This window comes from Pseudomonas fluorescens, assembly GCF_000967965.1.
Taxonomy (GTDB): Bacteria; Pseudomonadota; Gammaproteobacteria; order Pseudomonadales; family Pseudomonadaceae; genus Aquipseudomonas; species Aquipseudomonas grandcourensis.
In genome coordinates, this window is sequence record NZ_LACC01000024.1 from 1 (window position 1) to 19,024 (window position 19,024).

Annotated in this window: 14 protein-coding genes; 12 read left to right on the top strand and 2 right to left on the bottom strand. The window is 61.7% G+C overall.

Annotation, left to right across the window (positions count from 1 at the left end):
* Positions 1-520 precede the first annotated feature (520 nt).
* The 9 genes from VC35_RS19365 (at position 521) to VC35_RS19405 (ending at position 10,465) form a co-directional block, all read left to right on the top strand.
* On the top strand, positions 521-1,339 hold the full coding sequence (locus tag VC35_RS19365; RefSeq protein ID WP_046042020.1) for an ABC transporter substrate-binding protein: 819 nt from the start codon (positions 521-523) through the stop codon (positions 1,337-1,339).
* 10 nt (positions 1,340-1,349) lie between these two features.
* Entirely contained in the window at positions 1,350-3,128 is a 1,779-nt protein-coding gene (lhpI, locus tag VC35_RS19370) for a cis-3-hydroxy-L-proline dehydratase (RefSeq protein WP_046042126.1), read from the top strand.
* On the top strand, positions 3,121-3,786 hold the full coding sequence (locus VC35_RS19375) for an amino acid ABC transporter permease (RefSeq protein WP_046042021.1): 666 nt from the start codon (positions 3,121-3,123) through the stop codon (positions 3,784-3,786). The genes lhpI and VC35_RS19375 overlap by 8 nt, the downstream gene beginning before the upstream one ends.
* A gap of 10 nt (positions 3,787-3,796) precedes the next feature.
* Complete coding sequence (locus VC35_RS19380; protein ID WP_046042022.1) at positions 3,797-4,447, top strand: amino acid ABC transporter permease; 651 nt, start codon at positions 3,797-3,799, stop codon at positions 4,445-4,447.
* Positions 4,440-5,162: an amino acid ABC transporter ATP-binding protein gene (locus tag VC35_RS19385; protein WP_046042023.1), complete on the top strand. Its 723-nt coding sequence runs from the start codon at positions 4,440-4,442 to the stop codon at positions 5,160-5,162. Before VC35_RS19380 ends, VC35_RS19385 begins: the two co-directional genes overlap by 8 nt.
* Positions 5,163-5,277: 115 nt before the next feature.
* Positions 5,278-6,306, top strand: coding sequence for a trans-3-hydroxy-L-proline dehydratase (locus VC35_RS19390; RefSeq protein ID WP_008018645.1), 1,029 nt, complete (start codon positions 5,278-5,280; stop codon positions 6,304-6,306).
* Between the two features lie 126 nt (positions 6,307-6,432).
* Positions 6,433-7,350 carry a dihydrodipicolinate synthase family protein gene (locus VC35_RS19395; protein WP_046042025.1) on the top strand — a complete coding sequence of 306 codons (918 nt, stop codon included), beginning with the start codon at positions 6,433-6,435 and terminating at the stop codon, positions 7,348-7,350.
* 73 nt (positions 7,351-7,423) lie between these two features.
* Positions 7,424-8,821, top strand: coding sequence for a fosfomycin efflux MFS transporter AbaF (abaF, locus tag VC35_RS19400; protein WP_046042026.1), 1,398 nt, complete (start codon positions 7,424-7,426; stop codon positions 8,819-8,821).
* A gap of 63 nt (positions 8,822-8,884) precedes the next feature.
* A complete protein-coding gene (locus VC35_RS19405) occupies positions 8,885-10,465 on the top strand; it encodes an aldehyde dehydrogenase (NADP(+)) (protein WP_046042028.1) in 1,581 nt (526 codons plus the stop codon).
* A 143-nt stretch (positions 10,466-10,608) separates the two neighbouring features.
* On the opposite strand, the gene VC35_RS19410 is transcribed toward VC35_RS19405, so the two are convergent.
* Positions 10,609-11,616 (bottom strand): Ldh family oxidoreductase, encoded by a 1,008-nt coding sequence (locus tag VC35_RS19410; RefSeq protein ID WP_046042029.1) that lies wholly within the window; start codon positions 11,614-11,616, stop codon positions 10,609-10,611.
* Positions 11,617-11,992: 376 nt separating this feature from the next.
* On the opposite strand from VC35_RS19410, the gene mexE reads away from it, so the two are divergent.
* The 3 genes from mexE to VC35_RS19425 are packed head-to-tail and all read left to right on the top strand — an operon-like array spanning position 11,993 to position 17,859.
* The gene (gene mexE / locus VC35_RS19415; RefSeq protein WP_046042030.1) at positions 11,993-13,246 is read left to right on the top strand and encodes a multidrug efflux RND transporter periplasmic adaptor subunit MexE; all 1,254 of its coding nucleotides are present in this window, start codon (positions 11,993-11,995) and stop codon (positions 13,244-13,246) included.
* Positions 13,247-13,258: 12 nt separating this feature from the next.
* Positions 13,259-16,438: an efflux RND transporter permease subunit gene (locus tag VC35_RS19420; RefSeq protein ID WP_046042031.1), complete on the top strand. Its 3,180-nt coding sequence runs from the start codon at positions 13,259-13,261 to the stop codon at positions 16,436-16,438.
* On the top strand, positions 16,438-17,859 hold the full coding sequence (locus tag VC35_RS19425; RefSeq protein WP_046042032.1) for an efflux transporter outer membrane subunit: 1,422 nt from the start codon (positions 16,438-16,440) through the stop codon (positions 17,857-17,859). Before VC35_RS19420 ends, VC35_RS19425 begins: the two co-directional genes overlap by 1 nt.
* Before the next feature lie 197 nt (positions 17,860-18,056).
* Here VC35_RS19425 and VC35_RS19430 read toward each other — a convergent pair whose 3' ends face one another.
* Positions 18,057-19,022, bottom strand: a complete 966-nt coding sequence (locus tag VC35_RS19430; RefSeq protein ID WP_046042033.1) for an HlyD family secretion protein — start codon at positions 19,020-19,022, stop codon at positions 18,057-18,059.
* Positions 19,023-19,024: the final 2 nt, after the last annotated feature.

The following is a 19,024-nucleotide window of genomic DNA, read 5'->3' on the forward strand; positions in this document are numbered from 1 at the left end:
CCATCGGCCATCCATGGCCGGGGGCGGCTAACCCGGCATCCATGCCGGGTTGCCCACTGCGCAGAACCTGCGCTCGGCCTCACGAGGGGGCGCACACCGCAACAGCGTCCGAGGCGGCCTACCGGCCGGCCTGATCGCGATCATCGTCGTGTTTCTTCCGCAGAAATTGGCGTATGTCCGTTAATAGCATCTGTACGCGGTCGGTGTAGGAGCTAGCGAAGCCTGCGATCCTTTGATCTTCAGCAATCGTTCTGACATCGGTGGTTCAACGCCGCACACAGCATTGACCAGTGTTCCTTAAAGGGGCGCCCGCGCTACCGCTGCTCCCATATGTAACACCTGCCCCCGATACCTTGGCGTCACCGTGCCTCGGGTTGCACCGCTACAAAACCTCTACGCCAAGGCCTGACAACTAATTCACCCCTCGGACTGGAATTAGGCACGCTGATTGCTATTGTTAATATCGTATACGAAATCCCCAATACGATTTTCAACAGCACTTCACATCAACGAGGCCTCTATGAAAAACCCCGCATTTGCCGTAGCCCTCAGCGCTGTTCTCAGTACCTCCTTTATCGCCACTGCCCAGGCCGACAAGCTCGACGACATCATCGGCTCGGGCAAGCTGCGTTGCGCCGTGACCCTGGACTTCCCGCCCATGGGCTTTCGCGATGCCAGCAACTCGCCTGCCGGCTTCGATGTGGACTATTGCCGCGACCTGGCGAAGATCCTCGGGGTCGAGGCCGAAGTGGTGGAAACGCCGTTCCCGGATCGCATTCCGGCACTGGTCTCCGGGCGGGCTGACGTGATCGTCGCGTCCACCTCCGACACCCTCGAACGCGCCAAGACCGTTGGCCTCACCGTGCCCTACTTTGCCTTCCAGATGGTGGTGCTGACCCGCGACGACACCGGCATCAACGGCTTCGACGACCTCAAGGGCAAAGCAGTGGGCAACACCAGCGGCACCTATGAGGCCATCGCCTTGGAGAAAGACGTGAAGAACTGGGGCTCGGGCAGTTTCCGAGCCTACCAGTCGCAGAGTGATACCCTGCTAGCCGTCGCCCAAGGCCACATCGATGCCACCGTGGTCACCAACACCGTGGCCGCCGCCACCCTCAAGTCGGGCAAATACAAAAACCTGAAAGTCGCCGGTAACGCCCCGTACGTCATCGACTACGTGTCCCTGGGTGCCAAGCGCAGCGAGTTCGGCCTGCTCAACTACCTCAACCTGTTCGTCAACCAACAGGTGCGCACCGGTCGCTACAAGGAGCTGTTCGTTAAATGGGTTGGCACCGAGATCCCGCCGACCAACCTGACCGTACCTCAGGTCTACTACTGAGATGTCCGGCATGCCTAGGCCAATGTCTCTGACCGGGCGCAGCCTGGTGGCGGGTGCCGCGCAAGGCGCCCTGCTGTTCGCCGATGTCGGCTTGAGTTTCTGGGGCGGAGTCGATCCCTGCACGGGTGAAGTCATCGACCGCCATCACCCGCTCAGCGGCCAACACCTGGCCGGCCGCGTGCTGGCGATTCCCAGTGGTCGCGGCTCGTGCACCGGCAGCAGTGTGTTGATGGAACTGATCAGCAACGGCCATGCACCGGCAGCACTGGTGCTGGCCGAACCCGACGAGATCCTGACCCTGGGTGTGCTGGTGGCGCAGACTATTTTTGCCCGTTCCCTGCCGGTGCTGTGCATCGGCAGGGAGGCCTTCGCCGCTTTACGCGGCCAGGCTTTCGCCCGAGTCGAAAATACAACGCTGAGCCTGTTCGATCACCTGCCGAGCGATGCCTGGCAGGGACTCGACAGCCCATTACCCAACACCGACACCACCGCCTCGATCGCGCTCACTGAGCACGATTGGGCGCTGCTCGACGGCCAGCATGGCAAAGCCGCGCAGATGGCCATGCAGATCGTTCTGCGCATGGCCGAACTGCAAGGTGCCAGCAGCCTGGTGGATGTCACTCAAGCGCACATCGACGGCTGCATTTATACGGGACCGGCGAGCCTGCGTTTTGCCGAACAATTGGTGCAATGGGGCGCCAAAGTACGAGTGCCCACCACCCTCAATTCAATTTCCGTCGACCAGCGCCGTTGGCGCGAACTGGGTATCGACCCGGCACTGGGTGAACCGGCCAGTGCCTTGGGCGATGCCTATATGGCGATGGGCGCACAGCTCAGTTTCACCTGCGCGCCGTACCTGCTCGACACTGCACCGAAGGCTGGCGAGCAAATCGTCTGGGCGGAATCCAATGCGGTGGTCTACGCCAACAGCGTGCTCGGTGCACGCACCCTGAAATACCCGGATTACCTGGACATCTGCATCGCCCTCACCGGCCGCGCGCCGCTGATCGGCTGCCACCTGGACGCTCAACGCAAGGTCCGGTTGCAGATCGAATTGCCCGCCCTCGGTGAACTGGACGATGCCTTCTACCCGTTGCTGGGTTATCACATCGGTGCGCTGGCCGGCAGCCGCGTGCCGCTGGTGCTGGGACTGGAAAAACGCAAGCCGAGCCTGGACGACCTCAAAGCCTTTGGCGCGGCTTTCGCCACCACCTCGGCGGCACCGCTGTTCCATATCGCCGGGGTCACCCCGGAGGCCATTGACCCGGCGCAGGTGCTGGATGCGGACACTTCCATTCCCGTGGAAAAAATCCGCTTGAAAGACCTGCTGCTCAGCTGGCGCGAACTCAACAGTGCTCGCGATAACCGGGTGGATGTGGTGTCGCTGGGTAACCCGCACTTTTCCCTCAGCGAGTTCGCTCACCTGGCGCGACTGTGCCGGGGACGGCACAAACACCCGGATGTGGTGCTTGCCATCACCTGCGGCCGTGCGGTGCTGGAGCAGGCCCGCGAGGCCGGGCACATCGCCGTGAACGAAGCTTTTGGCGCGACCTTGGTCACCGACACCTGCTGGTGCATGCTCGGCGAACCCGTAATCCCCCTGGCGGCTAAAAACCTGATGACCAACTCGGGCAAATACGCCCACTACGCACCGGGCCTGGTCGGCCGCAAGGTGCACTTCGCCAGCCTTGCCGAATGCGTCGACGCCGCCTGCACCGCCACAGCCAGCGGACGTTTGCCGGCCTGGTTACAACCTGCTGCCCTACTGGAGAGCCCTGCGCATGTTTGACTACAGCTTCCAATGGCGCTCCGCCCTGCGCGCCCTGCCGGACATGCTTGCCGGTGCCATCGTCACCTTCGAAACCGCCGCACTGTCGATGATCTTCGGCGTGCTGATCGCCTTGGCCCTGACGGTGATGCGCGAAGCCAAACACCCGTTATTGCGCGGTTTCGGCAACGGCTGGGTATCGATCGCGCGCAACACCCCGTCGCTGTTCCAGATCTACATCCTCTACTTCGGCCTCGGCTCGCTGAACCTTCATGTCAGTTCATGGTTCGCCCTGCTGGCCGGGATCACCTTCAACAATGCAGGGTATCTGGCGGAGAACTTTCGCGGCGGCCTCAAAGCGGTTCCCCACACACAAGTGCGTGCGGCGCGTTCCCTCGGCATGAGTGCCTTCCAGGCCTATCGCATGATCATCGTCCCGCAACTGCTGCGGATCGTGTTCTACCCACTGACCAATCAGATGGTCTGGGCGGTGCTGATGACCTCGCTGGGGGTGATCGTCGGGCTGAACAATGACCTGACGGGGGTGACCCAGGAATACAACGTCAAAACCTTCCGCACCTTCGAATACTTCGCCATCGCAGCGGGGCTGTATTACCTGATTGCCAAGGCAATCGTTGCGGCAGCCCGGCTGATGGCCTGGCGGTTGTTCCGTTATTGAGGAGCTGTCCATGTTTTCCACCGATTTTTCCTCCAATGACCTGATGTTCCTGCTCAACGGTGCGTGGGTCACGATGCAACTGACCTTCTGGTCGATCATTCTCGGCTCCGTGGCTGGGTTGTTCTTCGGCCTGCTGCGCGCCTTGTTGCCTCGGGCCAGCCTGCCGCTGGCGTGGGTGCTGGACGTGTTTCGCAGCGTGCCGTTGCTGATCCAGTTCGTGCTGTTCAACTCGCTCAAAAGCATCGTCGGTTTGAACATCAGTGCCTTCAGCGTCGGCTGCATTGTGCTGGGGGTGTATGCCGCGGCGTACTTCACCGAGATCGTGCGTGCCGGCGTACTGGCGGTGCCGTTTACCGTGCGCCGGGCCAGTCGTTCGTTGGGCCTGAGCTTCTTGCAGGACTTGCGCTGGATCGTCCTGCCAATGGCCACTCGGGTGGCGTTCCCTGGCTGGCTGAACCTGGTGCTCGGCGTGATGAAAGACACCGCGCTGGTGATGTGGATCGGCATCGTCGAACTGCTGCGCGCCTCGCAAACCATCGTCACCCGCATCCAGGAACCTCTGCTGGTGCTGTGCATCGCGGGCCTTATCTACTACGTCATGAGCCTGGTGGTCGCACGCCTGGGCGCTCGTCTGGAAAGAAGGTGGCAAGAAAATGATTGAGATCGACAACGTACATAAATCCTTCGGCAACCTCGAAGTGGTCAAGGGCGTCAACCTGACGGTGAACAAGGGCGAAGTGGTGTCGATCATCGGCGGCTCCGGCTCCGGCAAATCGACCCTGCTGATGTGCATCAACGGCCTGGAACCGATCCAGAAAGGCAACATCCGCGTTGACGGCGTCGAGGTCCATCACAGCGCCACCGACCTCAATCGCCTGCGGCAGAAAATCGGCATCGTGTTCCAGCAATGGAATGCCTTTCCGCATCTGACGGTGCTGGAAAACGTCATGCTCGCACCGCGCAAAGTGCTGGGCAAAAGCAAGGCCGAAGCTGAAGAGTTAGCGGTGAAGCAACTGACTCACGTCGGTCTGGGCGACAAGTTCAAGACCTTCCCTGGCAAGCTGTCCGGTGGACAGCAGCAACGCATGGCCATCGCCCGGGCCCTGGCCATGTCGCCGGATTACATGCTGTTCGACGAAGCCACTTCGGCACTCGACCCGCAACTGGTCGGCGAAGTGCTGGACACCATGCGCATGCTTGCCGAAGACGGCATGACCATGGTGTTGGTGACCCACGAAATCCGCTTTGCCCGGGACGTGTCCGACCGTGTGGCGTTCTTCCGCAATGGCCTGGTGCATGAGATTGGTTCGCCGGATCAGGTGATTGGCAATCCGGTGCATGCGGAAACAGCGGCGTTTCTCAAATCGGTGAAATAACTAACGGCCCAATCGCGAGCAGGCTCACTCCTACAGGGTTAGCGGTGCATATCGAACAGTGTAGGAGCGAGCCTGCTCGCGATGAGGCCCGCACGGACAAAACAAGGATCAAGTCATGCGTTCATCAAAAGTCATTCATGTAGTCAGCTGCCACGCCGAAGGCGAAGTCGGCGACGTGATCGTGGGCGGTGTCGCCCCGCCGCCCGGCGCCACCGTGTGGGAACAGTCGCGCTGGATCGCCCGGGACGAAACCCTGCGCAACTTCGTCCTCAACGAACCCCGCGGCGGCGTGTTCCGCCACGTCAACCTGCTGGTCCCGGCCAAGGACCCACGGGCGCAGATGGCCTGGATCATCATGGAACCGGCGGACACCCCACCGATGTCCGGCTCCAACTCGTTGTGCGTCGCCACCGTATTGCTCGACAGCGGCATCCTGCCCATGACCGAGCCGCAAACCCGCCTGGTGCTGGAAGCGCCCGGCGGCCTGATCGAAGCCGTGGCCGACTGCCGGGATGGCAAGGTGCAACGGGTGGAAGTGAAAAACGTGCCGTCCTTCGCTGATCGACTGGATGCGTGGATTGAAGTCGAAGGCATCGGCTCGCTGAAGGTTGACACCGCTTATGGTGGCGACAGTTTTGTGATTGCCGATGCCAAAGGCCTGGGTTTCTCCATCCGCCCGGATGAAGCGGCCGATCTGGTGGCGGTCGGGCTGAAAATCACTCGAGCGGCCAACGAACAACTGGGCTTCGTGCATCCGCTGAATCCCGAGTGGTCGCACATTTCCTTCTGCCAGATCGCCGCGCCCATCGTCCATGAGAACGGCATCGCCACCGGCGCCAATGCGGTGGTGATTCAACCGGGCAAGATAGACCGCTCCCCCACCGGCACTGGTTGCTCGGCGCGCATGGCGGTGTTGCAGGCCAAAGGCTTGATGCAGGTTGGCGAGCGCTTTGTCGGCCGTTCGATTATCGGCTCCGAGTTCCACTGCCGCATTGATTCGCTGACCGAAGTCGCCGGCCGCGCCGCGATTTACCCGTGCATTTCCGGCCGGGCGTGGATCACCGGCACCCATCAATTGCTGCTCGACCCAAGCGATCCGTGGCCACAAGGCTATCGCCTGTCCGACACTTGGCCCGGCGCCTGATCACGCAATCCCTGAACCCCCAGACCAACGGCCAGTAAAAACCCCTGAAAACCAAAAAAAACACTAGCCGAGCATGGTCATTTTAAATATCGTATACGAAATACAATTAACGAACCGGAGGCAACAATGAGCAAGCGCATTAACTGGAGTGGCGTCTTCCCCGCAGTGACCACTCAATTCAACGATGACTTCTCCATCAACCTGGAAAAAACCCATCAGGTGATTTCCAACGTGATCCGCGACGGCGTGTCCGGCCTGGTGGTCTGCGGCTCGGTAGGTGAAAACACCTCGCTGAGCGCCGAAGAAAAAATCGCCGTGACTGAAGTGGCCGTCGATGCCGCCCGTGGTCGCGTGCCGGTGATTTGCGGCGTGGCAGAGTTCACCAGCATACAAGCGGCCAAGGTCGCCAATGCCGTACGCCGGGTCGGCGTCGATGGCGTGATGCTGATGCCGGCGCTGGTCTACGGTTCCAAGCCGTTCGAGACCGCCGAGCATTACCGCTACGTGGCGAAAAACGCCGACGTGCCGCTGATGGTCTACAACAACCCGCCTATCTATAAGAACGACGTCACCCCGGACATCCTGATTTCCCTGGCCGACTGCGACAACGTGGTGTGCTTCAAGGACTCTTCCGGCGACACCCGCCGCTTCATCGACGTGCGCAACGAAGTCGGTGACCGTTTCGTGCTGTTCGCCGGCCTCGACGACGTGGTGCTGGAAAGCATCGCCGTGGGTGCCGAAGGTTGGGTCTCGGGCATGTCCAACGTGTTCCCGAAAGAGGGCGAAACCATCTTCCGCCTGGCCAAGGCCGGTCGTTTCGCCGAAGCCATGCCGATCTACGAATGGCTGATGCCGATCCTGCACCTCGATGCCCGTGCCGACCTGGTGCAGTGCATCAAGCTGTGTGAAGCCATCGCCGGTCGCGGCAGCGCTTTGACCCGTCCGCCACGCCTGGCCCTGCCGGAAGCCGACCGCGTATTCGTCGAGCAGATCATGGCCAAGGCGTTGGCGAGCCGCCCGGAACTGCCGGACGTCGGTCTCTGAGTGATTGCCGGGCGGGCCTTTACCGGCCCGGCCCGGCTGCCCGTTTTTTCGCGCCTTAACAAGGTACGTCAGCATGTCGAATCCTCAGCACACGCAAAGCGCAACCACACCCTCGGGACTCAAACGCGTAGTGGCCGCCGCCATGGCTGGCACCGTCGCTGAATGGTATGAATTCTTTCTCTACGGCACCGCCTCGGCGCTGGTCTTCGGTCAGCTGTTCTTCCGCCAGACCGACAGCCCCGTCGACGGCATCATCGCCGCCTTCGCCTTGTACGCGGTCGGCTTTCTCGCCCGGCCGTTGGGCGGTTTGGTATTCGGTCACTACGGTGACAAATTCGGCCGCAAACGCCTGCTGCAACTGAGCCTGGTAGTGGTCGGCATCACCACCTTCCTGATGGGTTGCCTGCCTGGCTTCGACCAGATCGGTTACGCAGCCCCGGTGCTACTGGTGCTGTTGCGGTTGATCCAGGGCTTCGCTTTCGGTGGCGAATGGGGCGGCGCGATTCTGCTGGTGTCCGAACACTGCCCGGACAATCGTCGGGGCTTCTGGGCCAGTTGGCCGCAAGCCGGGGTGCCGGCCGGCAACCTGGTGGCCACGGTCGCCCTGCTGCTGTTGTCGTCGAACCTGTCAGAACAACAGTTCCTTGCCTGGGGCTGGCGCGTGGCGTTCTGGTTCTCGGCGGTAGTCGTGTTGATCGGTTACTGGATTCGCACCAGCGTCGATGACGCGCCGATCTTCAAGGAAGCCCAGGCCCGTCAGGCACAGACCAAACAGCAACAGCTCGGTGTAGTGGAAGTGCTGCGTCATCACTGGCGTTCGGTGCTGGTGGGAATCGGCGCACGCTTTGCCGAGAACATCCTCTACTACACCGTGGTGACGTTCTCGATTACCTATCTGAAACTGGTGGTGCACAAGGACACTTCGCAAATTCTGCTGCTGATGTTCGGCGCGCACCTGGTGCACTTTTTCCTGATCCCGCTGATGGGCTATCTGTCGGACATCGTCGGGCGCAAGCCGGTGTACCTGACCGGCGCGGTGCTCACAGCGTTCTGGGGTTTCATCGGTTTCCCGATGATGGACACCGGCAACAACTGGCTGATCATGGCCGCCATCACCCTGGGCCTGGCCATCGAGTCGATGACTTATGCGCCTTACTCGGCGCTGATGGCTGAAATGTTCCCGACCCACGTACGCTACACCGCTCTGTCCCTGTGCTACCAGGTGGCGCCGATCTTCGCCGGTTCCCTGGCACCACTGATCGCCATCACCTTGCTCAACAAGTACCACAGCTCGACTCCGATCGCCTGGTATCTGGTGGGCGCTGCGCTGATTTCCGTGGTGGCTGTCGGGGTGACCCGCGAGACCCGTGGCAAGTCATTGCGCCAGGTGGATGCCGAGTCGGCGGCGCGGGTTGCTGCCGTGGACGCAGCCGTGCCAGCCACCCCGCGCCGGGGTGACTCTTTGGCTTGATGGCCCTGAAAGATCGCAGGCTGCGGTCTTTTGCCCTTACCCTTTCCAGACCGGAGATTTTCAATGCTCGAAATCCTTGGCCACAACTACATCGGCGGAGCGCGCAGCGCCGTCGGCGGCATCATCCTGAACAGCCATGACGCCAGCACCGGCGAAGCACTGCCCTACTCTTTCGTGCAAGCCACCGCGCAAGAAGTCGATGCGGCCGTCCAGGCCGCTGCGGCCGCCTATCCGACCTTTCGTAATTTGCCGGCGACGCGCCGGGCGCAATTCCTTGAAGCCATCGCCGCGCAACTGGATGCCCTGGATGACGAGTTCGTTGCCCTGGTGACCCGTGAGACCGCCCTGCCCAGCGCCCGGATTCAGGGCGAGCGCGGCCGCACCAGCGGCCAGATGCGTCTGTTCGCTCAGGTCCTGCGTCGGGGCGACTTCTACAGCGCGCGCATCGACCGTGCCCTGCCGGAGCGTCAGCCGCTGCCACGGGTTGACCTGCGCCAGTACCGGATCGGCGTCGGCCCGGTGGCCGTGTTCGGCGCGAGCAATTTTCCGTTGGCCTTTTCGACTGCTGGCGGCGATACCGCAGCGGCCCTGGCCGCCGGTTGCCCGGTGGTGTTCAAGGCCCACAGCGGGCACATGGCAACCGCCGAATGCGTGGCCAATGCGATCCTGCGCGCCGCCGAGCAGACCGACATGCCCAAGGGTGTGTTCAACATGATCTACGGCGCTGGTGTCGGTGAAGCGCTGGTCAAGCACCCGGCGATTCAGGCCGTCGGTTTCACCGGCTCGCTCAAAGGTGGCCGTGCCCTTTGCGACATGGCCGCCGCACGGCAACAACCCATCCCGGTGTTCGCCGAGATGAGCAGCATCAATCCAGTGTTGGTATTGCCCGAAGCCTTGCGCGCGCGGGGCGAGAAAATCGCCGGTGAACTGGTGGCATCGGTGGTCCAGGGTTGCGGGCAGTTCTGCACCAATCCGGGGTTGGTCATTGGTATTCGCGCCCCTGAATGGACGGCGTTCTCTGCCCGAGTAAGCAACCTGATGGCCGCACAACCGGCGCAAACCATGCTCAATGCTGGCACCCTCGACAGCTATGAAAAAGGGCTGCGGGCCTTGCTCGAGCATCCGGGCGTGACGCACCTGGCGGGCCACGACCAGTTGGGCAATCAGGCGCGGCCGCAACTGTTCAAGGCCGACGTCAGCCTGCTGCTCAATGGGGATCCGCTGCTACAGGAAGAAGTGTTCGGGCCGACCACCATTATCGTTGATGTGGCGGACAAGGTTGAGCTGCGGCAGGCGTTGAACAGCTTGCACGGGCAACTGACTGCGACATTGATTGGCGAAGCATCGGATCTTCAGACCCATGCAGACCTGCTGGTACTGCTGGAACAAAAAGTCGGCCGGGTACTGTTCAACGGTTACCCCACCGGGGTCGAAGTCTGCGATGCCATGGTCCATGGCGGGCCTTACCCTGCAACCTCCGACGCCCGTGGCACGTCGGTTGGCAGCCTGGCCATCGAGCGATTCCTGCGTCCGGTGTGCTACCAGAACTGCCCGGACGCCTTGCTACCCGACGCCTTGAAAAATGCCAACCCGCTGGGGATTGCACGGCTGGTGGATGGCAGCAGCCAACGCGACTCAATCTAGAAAACCGCACAAAGAACTGTGGGAGCGAGCCTGTAGGCGAAAGGGCCATCAGCTTCAGCCTCTTCGTTGACTGACACGCCGCCTTCTCGAGCAAGTCGGATCGCCGCACCGCCGCTCCCACAGGATTGAGCACGTTGATTCAATCAGGCGAGCAAGGCCTTGAGGTCGTTGTACAGCGCCTCGGGAATTTGCACGCCTTCCACCAGGCTGCGTACCCGCGCCGCGTAACGTCGTTGCGACGGTAAGCGTGCGCCCTGCCCTTCAATGCCCTGGAACAATGTTTCGGCCCGGGCCAAATGTTCTTCAGTGGCGTCCCCCAGAAAGCGCCGAGGGTCCAGGGCGATGATCAACTCGCCATGGTACGGCGACGACTTGCTGCCCCCGTCGTAAGCCAACGACTCGGCACTGGTCAGGTCACCAATCAGCGGCCCGGCAATCAACTCCACCATCGCCGCCAGCGCCGAACCCTTGTGCCCGCCGAACGTCAGCATCGCGCCGCTGTCGAGCACCACGTTGGCGTCGGTGCTCGGCTGGCCTTGGGCGTCGACGCCCCACCCTTCGGGAATCGCCTTGCCGGCACGCCGGTGCAGTTCGATATCACCACGGGCAATCGCGCTGGTGGCGAAGTCGAACACAAACGGATCTTGCCCCGCACGCGGCCAACCGAAGGCAATGGGATTGGTGCCGAACACCGGCAGTCGTCCTCCAGCCGGCGCCACCCAGGCGTGGCTCGGATTACACGCCAGTGCCACCAGACCGGCAGCCGTCAGCTGCTCGATCTCCACCCACAGCGCCGAGAAATGTACACAGCGGTTGATTGCCAACGCCGCAATGCCGTTGGCCCGGGTTTTCTGCGCCAGCAACGGCAACCCCGCCTGAAACGCCAACTGCGAAAACCCACCACCAGCATCCACCCGCACAATCGACGGCGCCTGGTCGATCACCTGTGGCTCGGCATCGGCTGACACCTTGCCGGTCCGCAGGGAATTCACACACCCCAGAATCCGGTACAAACCGTGGGAGGCACAGCCATCACGTTCGCCAGCAATCACCGTCGCCGCCACCGCTTGTGCATGGGCCAGATTAAAACCGTTGTGCAACAAGATCGATTCGGCCAACTCACGGGCTTCGATCAGGGTCAGTCGGATCATGGTCATCTCCTTGGACAGACCGGTCAGAGTGGTCTATCCGAGGCGTTATGGCTTGATGGGTTTGGGCATTGGCGGTGACGAAATTGGCATAGCGCAGGCCGTTGGACCCCGTTAATCCAATGGCTGATGAGATCCAGTGTGGGAGCGAGCCTGCTCGCGAAGGCCACACCTCTGTTTCAAGACTGATTGATGCTTTTGCGGCAACACAGAATTGCCATCGACCTGATTGATAGACCTCTGCGCAAGGCGCAGGCTAGAGAGCTGATTTGGCCTCTCATATCATTCCGAATGATAGTTACCTTCGCCCCATTCGATTCGTGAGATACAAACCCGCCGCGCATCATTCGCCAATCTCAATACATTGGCGGATGCATCCATGGAACAGTCACTCAAACATTTGCGCTTCCCGTTGGCTTTGTTGGCCGTAGTGGTGATCAGCGCCTGCGGCAAGGCCCCGGAAACCGCCGCCAGCATGCCTGCGGCCAAGGTCAGCGTGGCCAAGGTGCTTGAACAACCGGTCAACGAGTGGGACGAATTCACCGGCCGCCTCGAAGCGCCGGAAACCGTCGAAATTCGTCCACGGGTCTCCGGCCAGATCGATGAAGTGGCGTTCACTGAAGGCGCCCTGGTCAAGAAAGGCGACCTGCTGTTCCAGATCGACCCGCGTCCGTTCCAGGCTGAGGTCCGCCGCCTCGAAGCCCTGGTTGCACAATCGCGCGCCAATGCCACCCGCAGCGAAAACGAAGCCCAGCGCGGTGAGCGTCTGCGCACCAGTAATGCCATTTCCGCCGAGCTGGCCGATTCGCGCACCAGCGCCGCCCAAGAAGCCCGTGCCGCCGTCGGTGCCCTGCAAGCGCAACTGGACCTGGCCAAACTGAACCTGAGCTTCACCCGCGTGACTGCTCCAATCAGCGGCCGCGTCAGCCGTGCCGAAATCACCGCCGGCAACCTCGTAACTGCCGACACCACCCCACTGACCAGCGTGGTCTCCACCGACAAGGTGTACGCCTACTTCGACGCGGACGAGCGTGTATTCCTCAAGTACACCGAGCTCGCTCGCCAGGGCAAGCGAGGCGCCACGACCCCGGTCTACATGGGACTGTCCAATGAAGACGGCAACCCGCACCAGGGCGTGATGAACTTCGTCGACAACCAGGTCAACCCGAAGACCGGCACCATCCGTGGCCGCGCCGTGTTCGACAACAGCGATGGCAGCTACACCCCGGGCCTGTATGCACGCCTGAAACTGGTGGGCAGCGGCACCTACAGCGCCATGCTGATCAATGACGAAGCGGTCGGCACTGACCTCGGCAAGAAGTTCGTGCTGGTGATGGATGCCGACAACAAGACCGCCTACCGCGCGGTGGAGCTGGGTCCGAAGATCGAAGGTCTGCGCATCGTGCGCAACGGCCTGAGCAAGGACGACACCATCATCGTCAAGGGCCTGCAACGGGTACGCCCTGGTTCACCGGTCACCCCTGAAGTGATTCCGATGGCCAGCGAACAAACCCTCGCGGCACTCGCACAACAACGCCAAGCGCTGGAAGCCAGCAACCTGCCCCAAGTCGCGCCTGCCAAGGTTGCGCCGGGTACGGCTGTGAAACTGGCTGCCACGACCCCACGCGGTTAAGGGATTTTTACGATGAATTTTTCCCAATTCTTCATTTCGCGGCCGATCTTCGCAGCGGTGCTGTCGCTGCTGATCCTGATCGCCGGTGCGATCTCGCTGTTCCAGCTGCCGATCAGCGAATACCCGGAAGTGGTGCCGCCGACCGTGGTGGTCCGCGCCAACTTCCCGGGTGCCAATCCCAAGGTCATCGGTGAAACCGTGGCCGCGCCCCTGGAGCAGGCCATCACCGGCGTTGAGAACATGCTGTACATGTCCTCGCAATCCACCGCTGACGGCAAGATCACCCTGACCATCACCTTCGCCCTGGGTACTGACCTGGACAACGCGCAGGTGCAGGTGCAGAACCGCGTGACCCGCACCGAACCGAAGCTTCCCGAGGAAGTGACGCGCATCGGTATCACCGTGGACAAGGCGTCACCCGACCTGACGATGGTGGTGCACTTGACCTCGCCGGACAAACGCTACGACATGCTGTACCTGTCCAACTACGCCCTGCTCAACATCAAGGATGAGCTGGCGCGCCTGGGCGGTGTCGGTGATGTGCAGTTGTTCGGCATGGGCGATTACTCCCTGCGTGTGTGGCTCGATCCGAACAAGACCGCTTCGCGCAACCTGACCGCCACCGATGTGGTCACGGCGATTCGTGAACAGAACCGCCAGGTAGCGGCCGGTGCCCTGGGTGCGCCTCCTGCACCAAATGCCACGGCATTCCAGTTGTCGGTCAACACTCAGGGCCGTCTGGTGTCCGAGGAAGAGTTCGAGAACATCATCATTCGCTCTGGCGACAACGGTGAAATCACTCGCCTCAAGGACATCGCCCGCGTCGAACTGGGCTCCAGCCAATACGCCCTGCGTTCGTTGCTGAACAACCAGCCGGCGGTGGCGATCCCGATCTTCCAGCGCCCTGGCTCCAACGCCATCGAGATCTCCAACGAAGTGCGGGCCAAAATGGCCGAGCTGAAGAAGAGCTTCCCCGAAGGCATGGATTTCAGCATCGTCTATGACCCGACGATCTTCGTGCGCGGTTCGATCGAGGCGGTGGTTCACACCCTCTTCGAAGCGCTGATCCTCGTGGTGCTGGTGGTGATCCTGTTCCTGCAAACCTGGCGCGCCTCGATCATTCCATTGGTCGCTGTGCCGGTATCGCTGATCGGTACCTTTGCCGTGATGCATCTGTTCGGTTTCTCGCTCAACGCCTTGTCGCTGTTCGGCCTGGTGCTGGCGATCGGTATCGTGGTGGACGATGCCATCGTGGTGGTGGAGAACGTCGAACGGAACATCGAACTTGGATTGACCCCGGTCGAAGCCACCAAGCGCGCCATGCGTGAAGTGACAGGTCCGATCATTGCCACGGCGCTGGTGCTGTGTGCGGTGTTTGTTCCGGCGGCGTTCATTTCCGGCCTGACCGGCCAGTTCTACAAGCAGTTCGCCCTGACCATCGCGATTTCCACGGTGATCTCGGCCTTCAACTCCCTGACCCTGTCGCCGGCCCTGGCCGCGGTATTGCTCAAGGGTCACGACGCGCCGAAAGACCGTTTCTCCAAGGTGCTGGACAAGATTTTCGGTGGCTGGTTGTTCCGTCCGTTCAACCGCTTCTTTGAAAAGGCCAGTCATGGTTACGTCGGCACCGTTGCCCGTGTGATCCGCTCAAGCGGCATCGCCCTGCTGCTGTACGCCGGCCTGATGGTCCTGACCTTCTTCGGCTTCTCCAGCACCCCGACCGGTTTCGTACCCGGCCAGGACAAGCAATACCTGGTGGCCTTCGCGCAACTGCCGGATGCCTCGAGCCTGGACCGTACCGAAGACGTGATCAAGCGCATGTCCGAGCTGGCGCTGAAACAGCCTGGCGTGGAAAGTGCCGTGGCCTTCCCTGGCCTGTCGATCAACGGCTTCACCAACAGCCCGAACGCCGGCATCGTGTTCGTGACTCTGAAACCGTTCGACGAACGTAAAGACCCGAGCATGTCCGCCGGTGCGATTGCCGGTGCCTTGAACGGCCAATACGCGAACATCCAGGAAGCCTACATGGCGATCTTCCCGCCGCCGCCGGTACAAGGCCTGGGCACCATCGGTGGTTTCCGTCTGCAGATCGAAGACCGGGGCAACCTGGGCTACGAAGAGCTGTACAAGGAAACCATGAACATCATCAACAAGAGCCACAGCGTTCCGGAGCTGGCTGGCTTGTTCACCAGCTACACGGTGAACGTGCCCCAGGTCGATGCCGCCATCGACCGCGAGAAAGCCAAAACCCACGGCGTGGCCGTCAGCGACATCTTCGACACCCTGCAGATCTACCTGGGTTCGCTGTATGCCAACGACTTCAACCGCTTCGGTCGCACCTATCAGGTCAACGTCCAGGCCGAACAACAGTTCCGCCTCGAATCCGACCAGATCGGCCAGCTGAAAGTGCGTAACAACAAGGGCGAGATGATCCCGCTGGCGACCTTCATCAAGGTCAGCGACACCTCGGGCCCGGATCGCGTGATGCACTACAACGGTTTCATCACCGCTGAAATCAACGGTGCGGCAGCCCCCGGCTACAGCTCCGGCCAGGCCGAAAAAGCCATCGAGAAACTGCTCAAGGAAGAACTGCCCAACGGCATGACCTACGAATGGACCGACCTGACCTACCAGCAGATCCTGTCCGGTAACACTGCGCTGTTCGTGTTCCCGCTCTGCGTACTGCTGGCGTTCCTGGTACTGGCGGCTCAATACGAAAGCTGGAGCCTGCCACTGGCGGTGATCCTGATCGTACCGATGACCCTGCTGTCGGCCATCACCGGGGTGATCGCTTCCGGTGGCGACAACAACATCTTTACCCAGATCGGCTTGATCGTATTGGTGGGGCTTGCCTGTAAGAACGCGATCCTGATCGTCGAGTTCGCCAAGGACAAACAGCTGGAAGGCCTCAACCCGCTGGCCGCGGTCCTGGAAGCTTGCCGCCTGCGTCTGCGGCCGATCCTGATGACTTCCTTCGCATTCATCATGGGTGTTGTGCCCCTGGTGTTCTCCAGCGGTGCCGGTGCTGAAATGCGTCATGCCATGGGTGTAGCGGTGTTCTCTGGGATGCTCGGGGTGACCTTCTTCGGTCTGTTGCTGACGCCGGTGTTCTACGTACTGATCCGTAACTTTGTCGAGCGCGGCCAGGCACGCAAAGCCGCCAAGGCCGCCCTGAAGCTGGAGTCGCATTGATGAGTTTGAAAGCCTTCCTGCCGAGCCTGCTGGTACTGGCCCTGAGTGCCTGTGCCGTGGGCCCGGACTACAAGACGCCAACCACCGAGGCGGCCCACATCACGGCCGCCACCGATGGCGCCGCCGGCCAGAAGAATTTTGACCGTTCGCGTTTCGAAGGCATCTGGTGGCAGCAGTTCGAAGACCCGACTCTCAACCAGCTGGTGACGAAATCCTTGCAAGGCAACCGTGATTTGCGCGTCGCCTTCGCCCGCTGGAAAGCGGCGCGGGCGATCCGCGACGACGTCAGCAACGACGCCATGCCGACCATCACCAGTCGCGTCAGCAGTGACCTGGGCAAAGGCCAGATTCCGGGCCAGACCACCGACCGGGTCAACAGCGAACGCTATGATCTGGGCCTGGACATGGCCTGGGAAATCGACTTGTTCGGTCGCATCCAGCGCAACCTGGAGTCGGCCAACGCCGAGCAACAGGCGTTCGAGGCCGACCTGTACCAACTGCAAGTCACCATGATTGCCGAGCTGGTGGATTCCTACGGTCAACTGCGCGGCGCGCAGTTGCGGGAGAAAATTGCCCTGGCCAACCTGGAGAACCAGCAGGAGTCGCGCAAGATCACTGTCAGCCTGCGTGATGCCGGCGTCGGAGACCAGCTCGATGTGGAGCGCGCCGATGCGCGACTGGCGTCGGTCGAAGCCAGCGTGCCGCAATTGCAGGCCGAGCAAGTCCGGCAGAAAAACCGTATCGCCACCCTGCTGGGTGAACGTCCGGACATGCTGAGCGTGGACCTGAGCCCGAAAGACCTGCCGGCGATCGCCAAGGCTTTGCCGATCGGTGATCCGGGTCAACTGCTGCAACGCCGTCCGGACATTCTCAGTGCCGAACGCAAACTGGCTTCGGCCACGGCGCGTATCGGCGTGGCCAAGGCGGATCTGTTCCCTCGGGTCAGCCTCAGCGGCTTCCTTGGCTTTACGGCCGGGCGCGGTTCGCAGATCGGCTCCTCGGCGGCCAACGCCTGGGCGCTGGGTCCGAGCATCACCTGGGCTGCGTTTGACCTGGGCAGCGTCAAGGCCCGTTTGCGCGGCGCCGACGCCGATGCCGAAGGCGCCCTGGCGACCTACGAGCAACAAGTGTTGCTGGCCCTGGAAGAATCGGAAAACGCTTTCAGTGACTACGGCAAACGCCAACAGCGCCTGATCTCGCTGATTCGCCAGAGCGAGTCCAGCCGCTCGGCTGCCGACCTGGCGGAGATCCGCTACCGCGAAGGCACCGCCGATTTCCTCGTGCTGCTCGACGCCCAGCGTGAACGCCTGGCGGCCGAAGACACCCAGGCCCAGGCTGAAGTCGACCTGTATCGCGGCATCGTCGCGATCTACAAGGCCCTCGGTGGCGGCTGGCAGCCGGAGACGGTGGCCAGCAGGTAATGCGGTTTTAAAGCGCTCCTTTGGTTGGCCGCAACCAACCAATTTCCTTGCCCTGCGTCTCATTCGGTCGCGGGGCTTTTTTTTGAATCCGCCACCAACCCATGTAGGAGCGAGCCTGCTCGCGATAGCGGTGTGTCAGTCGACATCATCTTCGAATGTGAGTCCGTCATCGCGAGCAGGCTCGCTCCTACAGGGGGTCAGTGCTGGTCTTTGGAGCTGTGGTTTTCCTGGACGGTCACAGTGGCGGTAGTCCCCGCTCTCAGGTTGTTTTTACCGGCATAGTCGGCATCGATCTCGATCCGCACCGGCACCCGTTGCGCCAGTTTGATCCAGGTGTAACTGGGGTTGATGTTGGCCAGCAGACGGCCACCGGGCAGGTTTTCCCGGTCGGCGATGGCGAAGGCAATGCTCTGCACTTTGCCGCCGAACGTTTCGCCACTCATCAACTCGATCTTGACCCGATCACCCTCCCCGATCCGCGGCAACTTGGTTTCTTCGAAGTAACCGCTGACATAGAACGATTCACTGTCCACCAGCGCCAGCAAGGGACCGCCGGCCGAGGCGTAGTCGCCCTCCCGGGTCAACAGGTTGGTGACATAGCCGGTCACCGGGGAGACGACATGGGTACGCTGCAAGTCGAGCTCGGACTGGGTCAAGGCCGCTATAGCCAGTTGCACGTTGGCCTGGGCCAACACCAGATTGGCCTGGTTACGCAGCAGGTCTGCCTGGGCCACAGACACATCGGTGTTGGCCTTCTCCCACTCTTCACCGGAAATCGCCGAACGATCCTTGAGCGTGCGCCGACGCTGCTCCTCGCTCTGGCGTTGTTTGAGCAAGGCTTCGCTGGCGGTAATGGCCGCCTGGGCCTGCCCCAGCGAAGCTTTCGCCACCTCCACCGCGCGTTTGGAATGCTCCACCGCGAGGGTGTAACGCGCCGGATCGATCTCCAGCAGCGCCTGGCCTTTGTTCACATGCTGGTTGTCCTGCACGGCCAGGCTGACGATTCGCCCCGAAACGTCGGCGGACAAGGTCACCACATCGGCACGCACCCGGGCATCCCGGGTCCAGGGCGCGCGGGTGTAATGCTCCCAGGCGAACCAGCCCAGGATGAAGGCCAGCAGTACCACCGCTACCGTCGAGAGTCGGGAAAGGATGTTCTTCAAGG

What these genes read in the sequence shown, in the direction of transcription:
- VC35_RS19365 (WP_046042020.1), top strand. Translation starts at nt 521, where the DNA reads ATGAAAAACCCCGCATTTGCCGTAGCCCTCAGCGCTGTTCTCAGTACC.
- lhpI (WP_046042126.1), top strand. Translation starts at nt 1,350, where the DNA reads ATGCCTAGGCCAATGTCTCTGACCGGGCGCAGCCTGGTGGCGGGTGCC.
- VC35_RS19375 (WP_046042021.1), top strand. Translation starts at nt 3,121, where the DNA reads ATGTTTGACTACAGCTTCCAATGGCGCTCCGCCCTGCGCGCCCTGCCG.
- VC35_RS19380 (WP_046042022.1), top strand. Translation starts at nt 3,797, where the DNA reads ATGTTTTCCACCGATTTTTCCTCCAATGACCTGATGTTCCTGCTCAAC.
- VC35_RS19385 (WP_046042023.1), top strand. Translation starts at nt 4,440, where the DNA reads ATGATTGAGATCGACAACGTACATAAATCCTTCGGCAACCTCGAAGTG.
- VC35_RS19390 (WP_008018645.1), top strand. Translation starts at nt 5,278, where the DNA reads ATGCGTTCATCAAAAGTCATTCATGTAGTCAGCTGCCACGCCGAAGGC.
- VC35_RS19395 (WP_046042025.1), top strand. Translation starts at nt 6,433, where the DNA reads ATGAGCAAGCGCATTAACTGGAGTGGCGTCTTCCCCGCAGTGACCACT.
- abaF (WP_046042026.1), top strand. Translation starts at nt 7,424, where the DNA reads ATGTCGAATCCTCAGCACACGCAAAGCGCAACCACACCCTCGGGACTC.
- VC35_RS19405 (WP_046042028.1), top strand. Translation starts at nt 8,885, where the DNA reads ATGCTCGAAATCCTTGGCCACAACTACATCGGCGGAGCGCGCAGCGCC.
- VC35_RS19410 (WP_046042029.1), bottom strand. Translation starts at nt 11,616, where the DNA reads ATGATCCGACTGACCCTGATCGAAGCCCGTGAGTTGGCCGAATCGATC.
- mexE (WP_046042030.1), top strand. Translation starts at nt 11,993, where the DNA reads ATGGAACAGTCACTCAAACATTTGCGCTTCCCGTTGGCTTTGTTGGCC.
- VC35_RS19420 (WP_046042031.1), top strand. Translation starts at nt 13,259, where the DNA reads ATGAATTTTTCCCAATTCTTCATTTCGCGGCCGATCTTCGCAGCGGTG.
- VC35_RS19425 (WP_046042032.1), top strand. Translation starts at nt 16,438, where the DNA reads ATGAGTTTGAAAGCCTTCCTGCCGAGCCTGCTGGTACTGGCCCTGAGT.